Below are 14,439 nucleotides of genomic sequence, written 5' to 3'. Positions count from 1 at the left end.
TCGATCGCTCTTTTTGACTAAAAGAGCGATCGACACCCAAAATAGTTTTAAGATTGTCGCGCAGCCAGGGAACAACGCGGAACCCAGATTGCTTCGATGACTTACCCAGGAATAACTTATTTCAGCAGGCAGCCAGCGGTAGCGAATCTTTCTGGGCCTCTGTTTTTCATCATCGGTTGCGTAAAGTCCTAGCTTCCTTCCTCGCAACGTATCCGGGGTGAAAGAATTTAAGCAAAAAGCCGATCGACCTTTCTACTGACAGCGGCCGCTTGCCCAATTTTGGTGTCCGCGATTTGGTTGACACTTCGATTGTCGGTCAATCCACATAATTTCCCACTTATTTTGCCTGAGTCTGAGTTCGATGCGGTGTCGCATTGCAGCAACAGAATCGTCAGCTAAACCGATAACTGTATGCACAATTACTGCTGTTTCTCCCGTGGGATATTCAACCGAAATTTGGTCGCTTTTTCGGCCTTCAGATTCTGTGTCGAGAATAAAGAGTTTTGCGGCGATATCTTTGGGGTTGGAGACGGTAATTTTGCGATCGGCAAGGAACTGTTTAGTGTTAATTGCTTCGTAGTTCGATCGGGCGGCGGGCTGCCCCATTGCTGCGATGGGAATTTGGATGCAGGTGAAAACAGCTAGGAAAAAGAGCGATCGCTTGAGAGTTGATTTGTTCATGAGGCTTCAGATTGTGCGAGAAATTTTTGTCTCCGAGACGCGAAAGCCGCCAAGTCTGCCTCGGTGAATTGAGTTTGCTGCCATGAGGGACGCGACATTAGTCGATCGCACCAAGCTTGAATTTTTGGATAACCGTCTATGGATACACCAACCTGCGACGACAGCAAAGGCACGACGGTACCGGCAGTACACTCGGCAAACGTCACATTGTTGCTACCGAAAAAAGGGCGATCGTCCAACAAACCTTCAAAAAATGCCAGCACAGTATTGACTTTTTCCTTCGCCTTTCTTATTGCTTGAGGTTCAGGATTTCCCCAGCCCATTTTTTCGCTGATGAGGGGGGAAAGGGCCGGCCCAAGTTCGTTAATCGTGACCAATTCTACCATTTTCACAACTGCCAAATCTTGCGGTTCTTTCGGGAGCATTGCCGGTTCGGGATACTTCGTTTCTAGATAGTCAAGAATTGCCAGAGACTCGAAGACGGTGAAGCCATCATCGACCAAAACAGGGATGCGGTGAAAAGGATTGATTGCCACAAATTCCGACTGCAAGTGATCGCCGTCCAAGTGGATTTCTATTAATTCAAAATCGAGGTTTTTTTCTAAAAGGGCGACCCACACGCGGCGGGAGTTGGTGGAAATGGGAGTGTGATAAAGTTTCATAGCTGGTGGGGGTAATTATTGAAAGGTAATATAGCAATCCTCGCATCAGTTTCAATAACTGGTTAACTGGTTCCCAGGCTCTGCCTGGGAACCGATGTCCAGAGGCTCTGCCTCGGCCCAGACTATGGAGGCAGAGCCTCCGGATATGCGTTACCAGGCAGAGCCTGGTAACGAGTATAAAAACTAAATTAAAATTCCCTTAATTCCTTAATATCTGCCGAATTTCGCTGCTGCTAATTGTGATGGTGGCTGACATTTGCCTTATCTCTGCTCACTTTACGATTAATCAGTATATCATCCCACCAACTTCTAAAGCTCCTTTTATTGGCGGATTATTGGCTCATATTGACTTCCTGACGCACAGACGAGGTAATCGCCTCTACTAGAAATAATCGCTCACTAAGTGACAAATTCCTGGTTAATTCTACCAATTCTTGAAACGATATTTTTTTGGATATTTCTGAAAATTTATCATTCTGAGCTGGCGAAGAAACCTCACCATAACTTAAAGTTTTGACTGAAGTATTCTGAGCTAAAGTTGTCGTCATGTCTGCGTGGAGAAGCTCTAAAAATTTAATATCGTTCCCTAGATCGGCAGCCTCATCCTCATCTACATCTTCAATTACTTGCAAACGTTCTTTATAGGCATTGATTTGATGTTCAATGGCTTCTATAATAAACCTTAAATCTTTAAATGATAAATTCATGATACTTGCCTTGGTAAGAATAAATACTCATTGGCCGACTTGAGTTGAAAATACCCAAAAGATTATTTTTTCCGATGCAGGTAATTTGATATAAAAAACTAATCAAATATACTATTAATTATATTAGGAGGTTGGGTTTATCTACTTACACCCAACCTCCTCTTAACTTATTCTATTTTACAGAAAAATGTGCCTATGAGGTGAAGTGCCTCTTTGTATTTTTCTAGAGTCATCGGTCTACTGGGCTGGAATAACCAATGACCGTCCCGGTCATTCACTAATTCCAGTTCTGGTGGAATGTCAGTGCCGAGGTCTAATTTATACCAATTTTTTCCTGAGCCTGGACTCTCAAAGGTTGATATTCCTTCTGACCGAGACATTCCTCCTGACAACCTTCCTTCTTCTAAAGTAGGCATAACCCATAATTCATCTTGCTGTTCATAAACGGTAATATCTTTATTGGGTCTGACATTATCCATTCTAGGTGAACTAGCATTCCCCTGTCGATACAGCGCAACGGGTGTTTTAGGCATCTTTAATCTCCTGAAATTGTAAAAAATTAACTGTCACGCAGGGTTAGGTTTTTGGGTATAACCTCGCATGTGAGTACAGAGGCACGGGGGCCTTATAGATTGAGCGTTTAGTTAATTTCGCTTCAGAGTTAAAGTTATGCCTATGCTAAAAACCGTTACCAAAATAACAGGGCGGGCCCTAAAGCCCGCCCCATCAAACGATCGACTATCGATTAGTAATCGAAGTCGCCACCGCCCATGCCGCCGCCAGCGCCAGCAGCAGCGCCATCCTTCGGTTCAGGCTTGTCAACGACGATGCACTCGGTTGTCAGCACCATACCAGCAATAGATGCGGCATTTTGCAGAGCAGAACGAGTCACCTTCGCAGGGTCAACGATACCAGCTTCAAACATATCGACAAACTCATTTGTCGCTGCGTTGAAACCAACGTTGAACGGCTTTTCTTTGACGCGCTCAGCAATCACAGCGCCATTCAAACCAGCATTTTCAGCAATCCGCTTCAGAGGAGCAGCCAGAGCCCGTGCCACAATCAAAGCACCGGTCAATTCTTCGCCCTTCAGGCTGCTGTTAGCCCACTCTTCCAATTGAGGAGTCAGGTGAGCCAAAGTTGTACCGCCACCAGGAACAATTCCTTCTTCTACTGCTGCTTTGGTTGCGTTGATCGCATCTTCCAAACGCAGTTTGCGATCCTTCATTTCTGTTTCGGTAGCCGCGCCGACTTTGATGACTGCGACGCCGCCAGCCAATTTGGCCAAACGTTCTTGCAGCTTTTCTTTGTCGTAGGAAGACTCGGTTTCGTCCATTTGACGGCGAATTTGTTCGCAGCGGGACTTGACGGCGGCTTCGTTACCTTCGGCAACAATTGTGGTGCTGTCCTTGGTGATGGTGATGCGGCGAGCTTTGCCGATCATGTCGAGCTTGGTATTTTCCAGTTTCAAACCGGCATCTTCGGTGATTAGTTGACCGCCGGTCAATACGGCGATATCTTCTAACATGGCTTTGCGTCGATCGCCAAAACCGGGTGCTTTAACAGCAGTCACGTTCAACACACCGCGCAGTTTGTTGACAACGAGGGTAGCTAGAGCTTCTTTCTCAATGTCTTCTGCAATGATCAACAGCGGGCGGCCGGAACGAGCTACTTGTTCGAGCACCGGTACTAAATCTTGTACCAAAGCGATTTTCTTGTCTGTCAGCAAGATGAAGGGTTCTTCTAGAATCGCTTCCATCCGCTCAGTGTCGGTGACGAAGTAGGGAGAAATGTAGCCTTTGTCGAAGCGCATCCCTTCGGTGATTTCCAATTCGGTGGTCATAGACTTCCCTTCTTCCAGGGAAATCACGCCTTCCTTGCCCACCTTGTCCATTGCGTTAGCAATCATTTGGCCGACTTCATCGTCGTTACCAGCAGAGATGGAGCCGACTTGAGCGATGGCTTTGGAATCTTCTACTTGTTTGGCGTGTTCGGCAATTTTTTCTACCAAAAACGTGGTTGCTTTGTCAACACCGCGCTTGAGGGCGATCGCATTTGCGCCGGCTGCTACGTTACGCAGACCTTCTTTGACCATTGCGTGAGCCAAAACGGTAGCAGTTGTTGTACCGTCGCCTGCTGCGTCGTTGGTTTTGGAAGCTGCTTGACGGATCAGGGCAACGCCTGTATTTTCTACGTGGTCTTCTAGTTCGATTTCTTTGGCGATGGTAACACCGTCATTGACGATCTGAGGAGCTCCGAATTTCTTTTCGAGAACCACGTTACGGCCTTTGGGGCCGAGGGTTACGGCCACTGCTTCGGCCAAAATGTCCATACCGCGTTCGAGGGCGCGACGTGCATTTTCGTTGTAGATGATACGCTTAGCCATAGTTTTTGGGGATGAGAGGGTTTGAGATTTTGGATTGGGGATGATGGATTTTAGTCATTTGTCCCGTGTCATTAGTTGTTTGGCGGCGTTCGCTTTAAACTAATGACTGATGACTAAGGACTGATGACTAATGATTAATTAGTTAACGATCGCCAGAATGTCTTTTTCTGCAAGCAAGACGTATTCGTCTGTGCCGAGTTTGATGTCGGTGCCGGCGTACTTCGAGTAGAGAACTTTGTCGCCGACTTTGACTTCCATTTCTGTGCGGCTGCCGTCGTCATTGCGCTTGCCGGGGCCCACGGCCGCGACTTCGCCTACTTGGGGCTTTTCCTTAGCTGTGTCGGGCAGAAGGATGCCGCCGGCGGTTTTTTCTTCGCTAGCGCTTACTTTCACGAACACGCGCTCGCCTAACGGTTTAACGGTAGAAACACTCAGTGATACTGCTGCCATAAATAAATCTCCAGATTACAGATTGTCGTGAGTCAGTCGTCAGGGGTCACGATGAAAGCAACAGCGGACTACTTACAACTGACATATTAGCACTCTCGGCTCCTGAGTGCTAATTTAGCTTTAGTCAGGGGCGATCGCAACTTAGTTGTCAGTACGGGTTCCCGAACCGAGAATGAGTAGGAGGCAAGGAGAGGGGGAGAGAGGGAGAGAGGGAGAGGGGGAGAGAGGGAGAGGGAGAGAGGGAGAGGGGGAGAGAGCCAGAAGCGAAAAAGCCCGGATTTCGACTGGTTATGCCTTTAAAACTTGCCTCTTGCTTGCCCTCAATTTCTGAATAGTAAAAAACCTACCCTTGAGACGGGAGGGAGTGGGGGCTGTGATGATGACTTTCGATCGCTAACCAATTACTTTTGATTGATGAATACAATGACCGAACATAACGAGGAATCTTGCAGCCAAGGCTTGAGCGCTTGCGTCCAAAGCCTGGGAATCGCTCAAATCGAGCGACATATTTTTATCTGTGCCGACCAAACCGTGCCCAAGTGCTGCGATCGGCAAACCAGTCTGGAGGCGTGGAATTACTTAAAAAAACGCTTGCAAGAATTGGGACTCGACAAGCCAAGTGCCACTCGACCAGCCTGCGTCTTTCGCACCAAAGCCAATTGCCTGCGAGTGTGCGCGTCTGGCCCGATTATGGTAGTCTATCCAGACGGAGTGTGGTATCGCGACGTTACTCCCCCCGTCATTGAGAGAATTATTCAGGAACATCTCCTCAACTCAAAGGTCGTTCAAGAATACGCTTTCTTAACTCATCCTTTGCCTGTGCCTTCTGATGCACAGCAAAACATTTAAGTATAGCGCTGTTTAAAGTACAGGGTTATAATTAAATGTTAAGTTTCAAGGTTAAGGGTGAGAAATTTAGACGGTTGGGCGTCCGGGCGATCGCACCTGCTACAGCTCAATAAAACTGTATTTAGGTTCTTGTCTTCCTGGTGCGGCTTCCCGTGTTCCTTGTGTTTCTCAAAAGGTACAGTAAAAAAAATCCCTTGGAGGAACTGTGAAATTTTGTGCAAAAATTTCTCAGTGGCCGACACTAAGCAGGTTGCCAAACTACACTAGAAACAGTTAAATACGTAAGTAGGGAGTCTGCTTAAATTTCTCTATATCAGAAGTATCATTTTAAACCGGGGCATTAACCTGAAATTGAACCGATCGAGATTAAATATTTAACTTGGGCTCTGTTACGGAATCTCCAATCAATCAAGGCAGATATTGACAGGGCGATCGTCCATTACAGGTTTGGGCTGCATTCCAGGTCGTAAGACACTCACAAACAGCAGTCAATTATAGGTTGGAAAGCGGTAATACCCGCCCCGCTTTCCCTCACCGCCATCCCTTCAGTCGATCGTCGTCCTCCACTCCCAGCCGGGTGGCGGGGGACTGACCGAAAAAACAGAAGTGAAAACAAGGAAGTGTGCGGGATACTTTAGCGGGAATAAACATGACAAAGGACAATAATTCAGGAGAGCAAAAACGGCTGATGCTGGTTGACGATGACCCGAACTTGATCTTGCTCGTCAAGGACTACTTGGAGTTTCGGGGTTACAACGTCATTACAGCAGAAAACGGCAGAGACGCTCTGGAAAAACTAGAACAAGAAGTTCCCGACTTGATTATCTGCGATGTGATGATGCCGGAAATGGACGGCTACACTTTAGTCAAACACATCAGAGAAGACCCTCGCACTAGCTGGATTCCGGTTCTTTTCTTGTCCGCAAAAGGTCAAAGTTCAGACCGAGTAAAAGGCTTGAGCACTGGGGCTGACGTTTATATAGTCAAGCCTTTTGAACCAGAAGAACTGGTAGCCCAAGTGGAATCTTCTCTGAAAGCTGCCTCCCGCTTGATTCGCCACTCAAATCCCGGTATAGAGAGTGGCACAAAAATTAAGGCGCGCCGCAATGTCGAATTGACTCCCACTGAGTTAAAGGTGGTACAGTTGCTAGCGCAGGGTATGGCAAACCGCCAGATCGCAGACGTGATGAATGTCAGCCAGCGGACTATCGAAAGCCACGTCAGCAATATGCTGGGCAAAACAGGTCTGCACAACCGGACAGAGTTAGCTCGCTGGGCTCTTGAAAGCAAAAAGGCTTAAGCGGAGGTAGTCTGCGCTATGAAATCAGGGGAGCAAAATCTACTGCTATGCGCTGGGCGTATGCCTGCTTGGCGGTAGGGCGGTGGGCGCGGTAGTTTGAATGCGCCATTAACCTTGACACGGCAGCCGGTATTGAGTTACTAGGCGTATAGTTTGTGAGGGCCCCTCGCTCAAATGCAAGCAGGGTTAAAAGAACCCTCTGGCGGTAGAGCCGAAAATATGAAATACTGGGGAGATGGAGTTTTCTGAAGTCTAATCTATTGCCTCAGTTAGCTCCATGTTGCTAAAATGTGATATTTAGATTAACTTCTTTCTACAATTATTAGGTCTAAGTTTCTATGACAAACTTAATGAACCGCCTTTCTATTTTTGTGGACGGGAACAATATGTTCTACGCTCAACAAAAGAACGGTTGGTTTTTTGATCCTCGCAGGGTGCTCGAATATTTCAAAACTTCGCAGCCGAATGTCATCTTGATCAATGCTTTCTGGTATACGGGTCTAAAAGACCCCCAAGATCAAAGGGGATTTCGAGATGCCTTGATCAGTCTGGGTTACACGGTTCGCACTAAGATTCTTAAGGAATATTACGACGATGCTTCGGGCAGATATTCTCAAAAGGCTAATTTAGACATTGAGATTGTGGTTGATATGTTTAATACGGTGGATCAGTACGACCAAGTTGTACTTTTTAGCGGGGATGGGGATTTTGAGCGGGCGATCGAGCTGCTGCGATCGAAAAATACTCATATTACTGTGGTATCAACCGAAGGAATGATTGCGAGAGAGTTACGAAATGCTACAGATAGGTATATAGACCTAAATGAAATTAGGGAACATATCGAGAAAATGGATTATTAGTCATTAGTCATTAGTCATTAGTTATTAGTCATTAGTCATTAGTCATTAGTCATTAGTCATTAGTCAGCAGTCATTAGTCAGTAGTTATGGGTTATGGGTTATTAATTATTCGTTATTGGCGCGAAACACGGGACTGGTGACTGGGGACTAATTGCCCAGAACAGGGGACAAGTAAAAATCAGGAAAACACTTTTTTAGAGCTATGAAAACTCAACCAAGTCAAGACCGGATTATTATTTTCGATACGACTTTGCGGGACGGAGAACAATCTCCGGGTGCATCTCTGAATGTGGATGAAAAGCTGACTATTGCCCGCCAGTTAGCGAGATTGGGCGTAGATGTGATTGAAGCGGGTTTCCCTTTCACCAGCACGGGAGATTTCGAGGCAGTCCAAAAAATAGCCCGCTCGGTGGGCACGGAAGATGGGCCGACAATTTGCGGTTTAGCACGGGCGAGAAAGGAGGATATAAAAACAGCAGCCGAGGCTCTGAAACCCGCCGTAAATTCGCGAATTCATACGTTTCTGGCTACGTCTGATATCCACTTGGAGCATAAGCTGAAAAAGACGCGGGCTGAGGTTCTGGAAATTGTGCCGGAAATGGTGGCTTACGCTAAGTCTTTTGTGGATGATGTGGAGTTTTCGCCGGAAGATGCTTGTCGATCGGAACCGGAGTTTTTGTATCAGGTTCTAGAACGGGCGATCGCAGCGGGTGCGACTACTGTTAATATTCCCGATACTGTCGGCTACACGACTCCGAGCGAGTTTGGGGCTTTGATTCGCGGAATTAAGGAAAATGTGCCGAATATCGATCGGGCAATTATTTCGGTTCACGGTCACAATGACTTAGGATTGGCTGTTGCTAACTTTTTGGAAGCTGTGAAAAATGGCGCCAGACAGTTAGAATGCACGATTAACGGGATTGGCGAACGGGCGGGAAATGCAGCTCTGGAAGAGTTGGTAATGGCGCTTTACGTGCGACGCCAATATTATAATCCGTTCTTGGGCAGGCCTGCGGATTCTGAGGAACCGCTGACAAATATTGACTCGCGCCAAATTTACAAAACTTCCCGCTTGGTTTCCACTTTGACGGGGATGTTGGTGCAGCCAAATAAGGCGATTGTCGGGGCAAATGCTTTCGCTCACGAGTCGGGAATTCACCAAGACGGAGTGCTCAAAAATAAGCGGACATACGAGATTATGGACGCTGAGTCGATCGGCTTAACTGAAAATCAAATCGTGCTGGGTAAATTGTCGGGGCGCCACGCTTTCCACACTCGCTTGAAAGAGTTGGGTTTTGAAATGGCCGACGATGAGCTAAATAAGGCTTTTGTCAAGTTTAAAGATTTAGCGGACAAGAAAAAAGAGATTACTGATTGGGATTTAGAGGCGATCGCCAATAACGAAGTGCACCAAGCACCGGAACTTTTCCGGTTAGAATTGGTGCAAGTTTCCTGCGGCGACAAATCTCGCCCGACAGCAACTGTCACTGTGCGGAATCCGGCGGGCGAAGAATTGACAGATGCTGCGATCGGCACGGGGCCGGTGGATGCGATTTACAGGGCAATTAACCGGGTGGTAAACGTACCGAACGAGTTGATCGAGTTTTCTGTACAGTCGGTGACAGCGGGAATAGATGCGATCGGCGAAGTAACAATTCGCTTGCGCCACGAAGGCAAAGTATTTTCCGGTCACTCGGCAAATACCGACATTATCGTAGCCTCCGCAGAAGCATACATCAGCGCTTTAAATCGCCTGTATCAGGCATTGCAGCATACTACGGAAAAATCCTCAGAACAGCCAACTTCGATCGGAAATCAAGTTGTTGCAAAAGCACAGCGCTGATAAATTTCTTGTCAGCAATTTTTCTTGAAACAAACCGCAGACGAACGCACATAACAGCAGATATATCTAAATAAATCTGCGTTAATCCGCGTTCATCTGCGGTTTAAAATTAATTTTTTTTACCAATAACCAACTCTTGAAAAATGCAAGACGAAACTTTAAAAAAAGAGCGGCAATTCCACGATGCTTGGGCATCTACGATCGATATTGACGGCATTCGAGTTAATGATTACTTTGAAGCTTGCACCGCCCCAGAAAATAGATTTATCGTCCAGCAAATGGGCGATATTACGGGTAAACGCCTGTTAGATTTAGGCTGCGGCGCGGGAGAAAATAGCGTTTATTTTGCTAAAAAAGGCGCAGATTGTGTGGCGGCTGACTATTCTCAGGGCATGGTAGAAGTTGCTCTGAAATTGGCTGAGAAAAACGGCGTCAAAATAGAGGGCTGCACGGTGAATGCAATGGCGCTGGATTTCCCGGACAACAGTTTTGATATTGTTTACGCTTCTAATTTGCTGCACCATTTGCCGGAACCTGAAAAGGCAATTCGCGAAATGCACCGGGTGCTAAAACCGGGTGGCAAAGCTTGTTTTTGGGACCCGATGAAGCACAATCCGGTGATTAATGTTTACCGCAGAATGGCGACTGAGGTGCGGACGGAGGATGAAACTCCTTTGGATATTAATATTGTAAATTTTGTCAAGTCTTTGTTTTCGGAGACGGCTTATGATACGTTTTGGCTGACATCGCTGTGGATTTTTTTACGCTTTTATTTGATAGAAAAAGTGCATCCTAATGAGGAGCGTTATTGGAAAAAGATTATCATTGAACAAGAGAGATTGAAACCGGAATACTCTCGATTGGAAGGGTTGGATGGCTTTTTGAAGAAGTTGCCTTTGATGAAGCGCTTGGCTTGGAATTTGGCTGTGGTGGCAACGAAGTAATTAAAAGAAGTACAATAAGTGAAAGCATTTAATTAAGAGGCTAATTATGCCAGAAACTATTGCTGCTGTGTACGAAAACGGGGTTTTTCGTCCCTTGAGTCCTTTGTCATTGAATGATGGGGAAACTGTGCAAATCACAATTGTAGCGGAAGTGTCGCCGGAAGAACTCAAGGGCGATCGCGAAAAAGCGATTAAGTTGATGGATGTACGAGGATTGATGCGTTTGCCAAATAAGCAGGGTAAGCTCGATCCTGTTGAATTAGCACGACGTGAAGAGAAATGGCGCGAACTGTTTGAAGAACTGAAGGGAAGGCCGGGGACACCTGTCTCTGAAATAGTTATAGAGGATCGTGGCCCGTGGTAAATACTTATTTTCTAGATACCAGTGCTTTGGTCAAACGTTACGTGCCTGAAACAGGGAGTAATTGGATTCAATCGATTACTGATGTGGCTGCAAATAACGATTTAACTATTAGCCAGATTACATGGGTGGAGTTACACAGCGCCTTGTCGCGTCGTCAGCGGGAGGGGAGTATGTCTGCTGGTGAACTTGACATAATTTTGCAAAAGTTTCGCAATGAATTCGAGACCAAGTATCGAATCATTGAAGTTGACCAAGCGTTGATTGAAAGTGCAGGTCAATTGGTTGTGCAATACCCTTTGCGCGCTTATGATGCTGTGCAGTTGGCGTCTGGTATGTACGTTAAAACTCTGCTCATGTCGGTGCCAGAAACTCAACTAATTTTTGTTTCGGCGGACAATCGATTGCTGAATATTGCTCATTCAGAAGGGTTAGCTATTGATAATCCTAATAATTATCCGTAATCAAGCTATGTCTAGTGAGGAATGCAAGTCCTCATAAAAATCAGAGGACTTGCATTCCTCACTAGAAACTAATTTGAGTGCGATCGTTATTTAGAGAATTTCTTTCAAAGTTTTAACCAATATCTGATTTTGTTCCTCAGTACCTACACTAATCCGCAATTTGTCTTCTAATCGTGGCTGATTGAAGTATCGAATCAATATTCCCCGTACTTTCAGTGTTTGATAAATCCTTTCTGCATCGCCGTTTGGTGGCCTAACTAACAAAAAGTTGGTTTGCGAGGGCCAAACGTCAAAGCCTAATTCCTTGAAGCTAAGGGCTAGTTTTGCTCGCGAAGCCTTAATCTTTTCGGCGTTGGCTATTTTGTGGTATTGATCTGCGATCGCAGCCGCCCCCACTGCATAAGCTAAAGCATCCACATTATAGCTGTCTTTGATTTTATTTAATTCTGCCAGCAGCGCCGGATTTGCTATGCCAAAACCCAGCCTCAATCCTGCTAGGGAATAACCTTTGGAAAGCGTCCTCAAAACTATAACATTACTGTACTTTTTTGTCAAGTTCAAAGCATTTTCTTCTGCGAAATCTACATAAGCTTCGTCTATCACAAGAATGCCCGATAACTCTTTAGCGAGTGTCTCCAAATCTGCAACAGATATGGCTGTTCCCGATGGACTGTTTGGCGAAGCTACAAATGTCACTGCACCCTGGGCTGCGATTAACAAATCAACTGGTAACTTGTAGTCGTCGGGATAAGGAACTTCGACAAATTCTGCATCTTGAATTTCTGCCAAAGTGCGGTACAATACATAAGTAGGCGCCGGACAAACAATCTGTTTCCCGGATTCGCCCACAGCGCGAACTATCAAGTTTAATAAATCGTCGCTGCCGTTACCTACAATAATCCAATCGTCAGCAACTCCAAAAATTTTACTAGCAGCAATGCGGAAAACTTTGCCAGTTGGATCTGGATAGCGCCGCAGCATTTCTCCGTCTATTTCCTGAAGCACTTTTAAGGCTTTGGGAGAAGGCGGATAGGGATTTTCATTAGAATTTAGTTTAATAATTTTTGTGCCTAGCGGTGGCTGTTCCCCCGGCACATAGCCAGACATTTCGTGGATGCTTTTGCGAAAATAATTCATCTATTAATTGAGTTTTGTGGAACGGGCATCTTGCCCGTTCTTGATAAGGGTGCAAGATATATTGAGTTTTGTGGAACGGGCATCTTGCCCGTTCTTAATAATGGTGCAAGATATCAAGTTAAACAAATTATATCAAACAATTAGTGACTATCCGCGTTATACCCAAATCAAGTAACTTTTGCATATCCGCTCGATCGTCCACCGTCCAGGCCACAATGTCAACTCCCTGACTCCGGGTTTCTTGAATCAGTGCGGGGTTTTCCAGCAACACGCGATACAGACTGCTAATCAAATTATCCTGATGGGCTACAGCTTGAGCAAATTGAGTTTTGTATGCTTCTAGATTAGCAACAATATGTCCGATCGCCAAATCGCCAGATAGCCGCCGCACTTGTTCCAGAAATCCATCGTTAAAGGAAGTAATAACGCATTTATGTTGGATTTCTTCGCCCTTCAAAGTATTGACAAAATCCGCGACATCTGCATTAGACCACTCGCAGTGAGGTTTGACATCAAAGTAAAGAAATTTGTCAACATTTTTGAGGATAGCTAATGATTCTTTTAAGGTAGGAATTTTTTGTTGTGAAAATTCATCGCTAAACCATTTTCCCGCATTAAGTGTCTGCAATTGGGACAGAGTTGTTTCCCTAACTTTGCCAGAAACTCCAGTGATTCTATCTAATGTGGCGTCGTGAAAAATCACTGGTACGTTGTCGGCGGATAGCTGGATGTCAAATTCGATCGAATGAGCTCCACGGGCGATCGCCAGTTCAAAAGCTGCTAAAGTATTCTCCGGGGCGATCGCCGAAAATCCCCGATGTGCGATAATTTCTAAATTCACTGTCTTGTGCCCTCTAAAAAATCTGCCACAGTTTGATTAAAAGTTTCCGGTTGAGTCAAAAAAGACCAGTGATTCCCCGGTACTTTTGCAACGGTAAGATTTTTCAAGTATCTCTTGTATGGCTGCATTTGCCAATCCATGCGATTTACGCCTTTTTCCGGCTGTACAAACAAAGTCGGGATATCAATATTTTCAGTTAAACCGGCAACTTTCATCACTTCTGTAAATATCTGATTTCTGGCTGCAATTGCAAATTTACTGCCCCAACTTCCGTCGGATTTTTCTTCGATTTGCTGTTGGAATACCATTTGCTGCAAGTCACTCCAATCTGCGTATTCTCCCGATTGTTTGGCTGCTGCTTCTGCTTGGGATAAAGTCGCAAACGGGCCCACACATTTGAGACAGTCTAATTTTCGGTAAACAATTGGCAGGGTGAGTTTCATCGCGGCGGGCATTTTTGTGATGAAGATGGGGTCTACTAAAATCATACTGCAAAAGCGATGGGGATTTTGCCTCGCCCAAATCGGTGCTAGTTTGCCCGTCCAAGAATGTCCTAAAATGTGGGCGTCTGGCCAGTGGAGATGTACCATCAAAGCTTCTAAATCTGCGATCGCACTTTCAAAAGTATAGCCTATTTTGGGTTTGCTACTCTCTCCGTGACCGCGCATATCTGGCGCTACAATATGATAGCGGTTGGACAAGTAATTGCCCAAGTTAGTCCAGACACACGCACTATCTGCTAAACCGTGCAGCAGCAGCAAACGGGGAACTTTTTCGATACCTGTTTCTGGCTGCCATTCTAGATAGGAAAGTTCGATTTCTGGTAATTGCAAAGTATTACGAGTGGGCATAATTAGGTTTTTTTATGATTGGACAAATTGGGTTTCACCTCATTTATACTATTTTTAGGAACAGGCAAGATGCCTGTTCCACAAAGAGTGAATTTTATTGTAC

16 protein-coding genes are annotated in these 14,439 nt (G+C 45.6%); 7 read left to right on the top strand and 9 right to left on the bottom strand.

Going from position 1 to position 14,439, the window contains the following annotated elements; genetic code table 11:
• Positions 1-252: 252 nt before the first annotated feature.
• The 6 genes from QUB12_RS01860 to groES form a co-directional block, all read right to left on the bottom strand.
• Complete coding sequence (locus tag QUB12_RS01860) at positions 253-681, bottom strand: hypothetical protein (RefSeq protein WP_333305203.1); 429 nt, start codon at positions 679-681, stop codon at positions 253-255.
• Positions 678-1,343, bottom strand: coding sequence for a glutathione S-transferase family protein (locus tag QUB12_RS01855; RefSeq protein WP_333305202.1), 666 nt, complete (start codon positions 1,341-1,343; stop codon positions 678-680). The genes QUB12_RS01860 and QUB12_RS01855 overlap by 4 nt, the downstream gene beginning before the upstream one ends.
• 332 nt (positions 1,344-1,675) lie before the next feature.
• Positions 1,676-2,050, bottom strand: coding sequence for a hypothetical protein (locus tag QUB12_RS01850; protein WP_333140392.1), 375 nt, complete (start codon positions 2,048-2,050; stop codon positions 1,676-1,678).
• Between the two features lie 167 nt (positions 2,051-2,217).
• Positions 2,218-2,583 carry a Tse2 family ADP-ribosyltransferase toxin gene (locus QUB12_RS01845; RefSeq protein WP_333140390.1) on the bottom strand — a complete coding sequence of 122 codons (366 nt, stop codon included), beginning with the start codon at positions 2,581-2,583 and terminating at the stop codon, positions 2,218-2,220.
• A gap of 212 nt (positions 2,584-2,795) precedes the next feature.
• A complete protein-coding gene (gene groL, locus QUB12_RS01840) occupies positions 2,796-4,436 on the bottom strand; it encodes a chaperonin GroEL (RefSeq protein ID WP_333046934.1) in 1,641 nt (546 codons plus the stop codon).
• Between the two features lie 138 nt (positions 4,437-4,574).
• The gene (groES, locus tag QUB12_RS01835) at positions 4,575-4,886 is read right to left on the bottom strand and encodes a co-chaperone GroES (protein ID WP_006633072.1); all 312 of its coding nucleotides are present in this window, start codon (positions 4,884-4,886) and stop codon (positions 4,575-4,577) included.
• A gap of 423 nt (positions 4,887-5,309) precedes the next feature.
• Here groES and QUB12_RS01830 point away from each other — a divergent pair, with 423 nt between their 5' ends.
• The 7 genes from QUB12_RS01830 (at position 5,310) to QUB12_RS01800 (ending at position 11,507) form a co-directional block, all read left to right on the top strand.
• Positions 5,310-5,735, top strand: coding sequence for a ferredoxin (locus QUB12_RS01830; protein WP_333140387.1), 426 nt, complete (start codon positions 5,310-5,312; stop codon positions 5,733-5,735).
• 649 nt (positions 5,736-6,384) lie between these two features.
• Positions 6,385-7,035, top strand: coding sequence for a response regulator transcription factor (locus QUB12_RS01825; protein WP_333105463.1), 651 nt, complete (start codon positions 6,385-6,387; stop codon positions 7,033-7,035).
• A gap of 338 nt (positions 7,036-7,373) precedes the next feature.
• Positions 7,374-7,895 (top strand): LabA-like NYN domain-containing protein, encoded by a 522-nt coding sequence (locus QUB12_RS01820; protein WP_006633075.1) that lies wholly within the window; start codon positions 7,374-7,376, stop codon positions 7,893-7,895.
• A 202-nt stretch (positions 7,896-8,097) separates the two neighbouring features.
• Complete coding sequence (locus QUB12_RS01815) at positions 8,098-9,738, top strand: 2-isopropylmalate synthase (protein ID WP_333140385.1); 1,641 nt, start codon at positions 8,098-8,100, stop codon at positions 9,736-9,738.
• A 143-nt stretch (positions 9,739-9,881) separates the two neighbouring features.
• Positions 9,882-10,682, top strand: coding sequence for a class I SAM-dependent methyltransferase (locus QUB12_RS01810; protein ID WP_333140383.1), 801 nt, complete (start codon positions 9,882-9,884; stop codon positions 10,680-10,682).
• 46 nt (positions 10,683-10,728) lie between these two features.
• Positions 10,729-11,046 (top strand): antitoxin family protein, encoded by a 318-nt coding sequence (locus QUB12_RS01805; RefSeq protein ID WP_333140381.1) that lies wholly within the window; start codon positions 10,729-10,731, stop codon positions 11,044-11,046.
• A complete protein-coding gene (locus QUB12_RS01800) occupies positions 11,040-11,507 on the top strand; it encodes a type II toxin-antitoxin system VapC family toxin (protein ID WP_333140379.1) in 468 nt (155 codons plus the stop codon). The genes QUB12_RS01805 and QUB12_RS01800 overlap by 7 nt, the downstream gene beginning before the upstream one ends.
• Before the next feature lie 90 nt (positions 11,508-11,597).
• On the opposite strand, the gene hisC is transcribed toward QUB12_RS01800, so the two are convergent.
• The 3 genes from hisC to QUB12_RS01785 form a co-directional block, all read right to left on the bottom strand.
• Positions 11,598-12,644 (bottom strand): histidinol-phosphate transaminase, encoded by a 1,047-nt coding sequence (hisC, locus tag QUB12_RS01795; protein ID WP_333140377.1) that lies wholly within the window; start codon positions 12,642-12,644, stop codon positions 11,598-11,600.
• Positions 12,645-12,771: 127 nt separating this feature from the next.
• On the bottom strand, positions 12,772-13,485 hold the full coding sequence (locus tag QUB12_RS01790) for a glycerophosphodiester phosphodiesterase family protein (protein WP_333140376.1): 714 nt from the start codon (positions 13,483-13,485) through the stop codon (positions 12,772-12,774).
• Positions 13,482-14,336, bottom strand: a complete 855-nt coding sequence (locus QUB12_RS01785) for an alpha/beta hydrolase (protein WP_333140374.1) — start codon at positions 14,334-14,336, stop codon at positions 13,482-13,484. Before QUB12_RS01785 ends, QUB12_RS01790 begins: the two co-directional genes overlap by 4 nt.
• Between the last annotated feature and the right edge of the window lie 103 nt (positions 14,337-14,439).

It is taken from the genome of Microcoleus sp. B7-D4 (genome assembly GCF_036705125.1).
In the GTDB taxonomy this organism is placed as follows: Bacteria; Cyanobacteriota; Cyanobacteriia; order Cyanobacteriales; family Microcoleaceae; genus Microcoleus.
The sequence above is the reverse complement of the archived record's forward strand: the minus strand, read 5'-3'. Positions and strand labels throughout refer to the sequence as shown.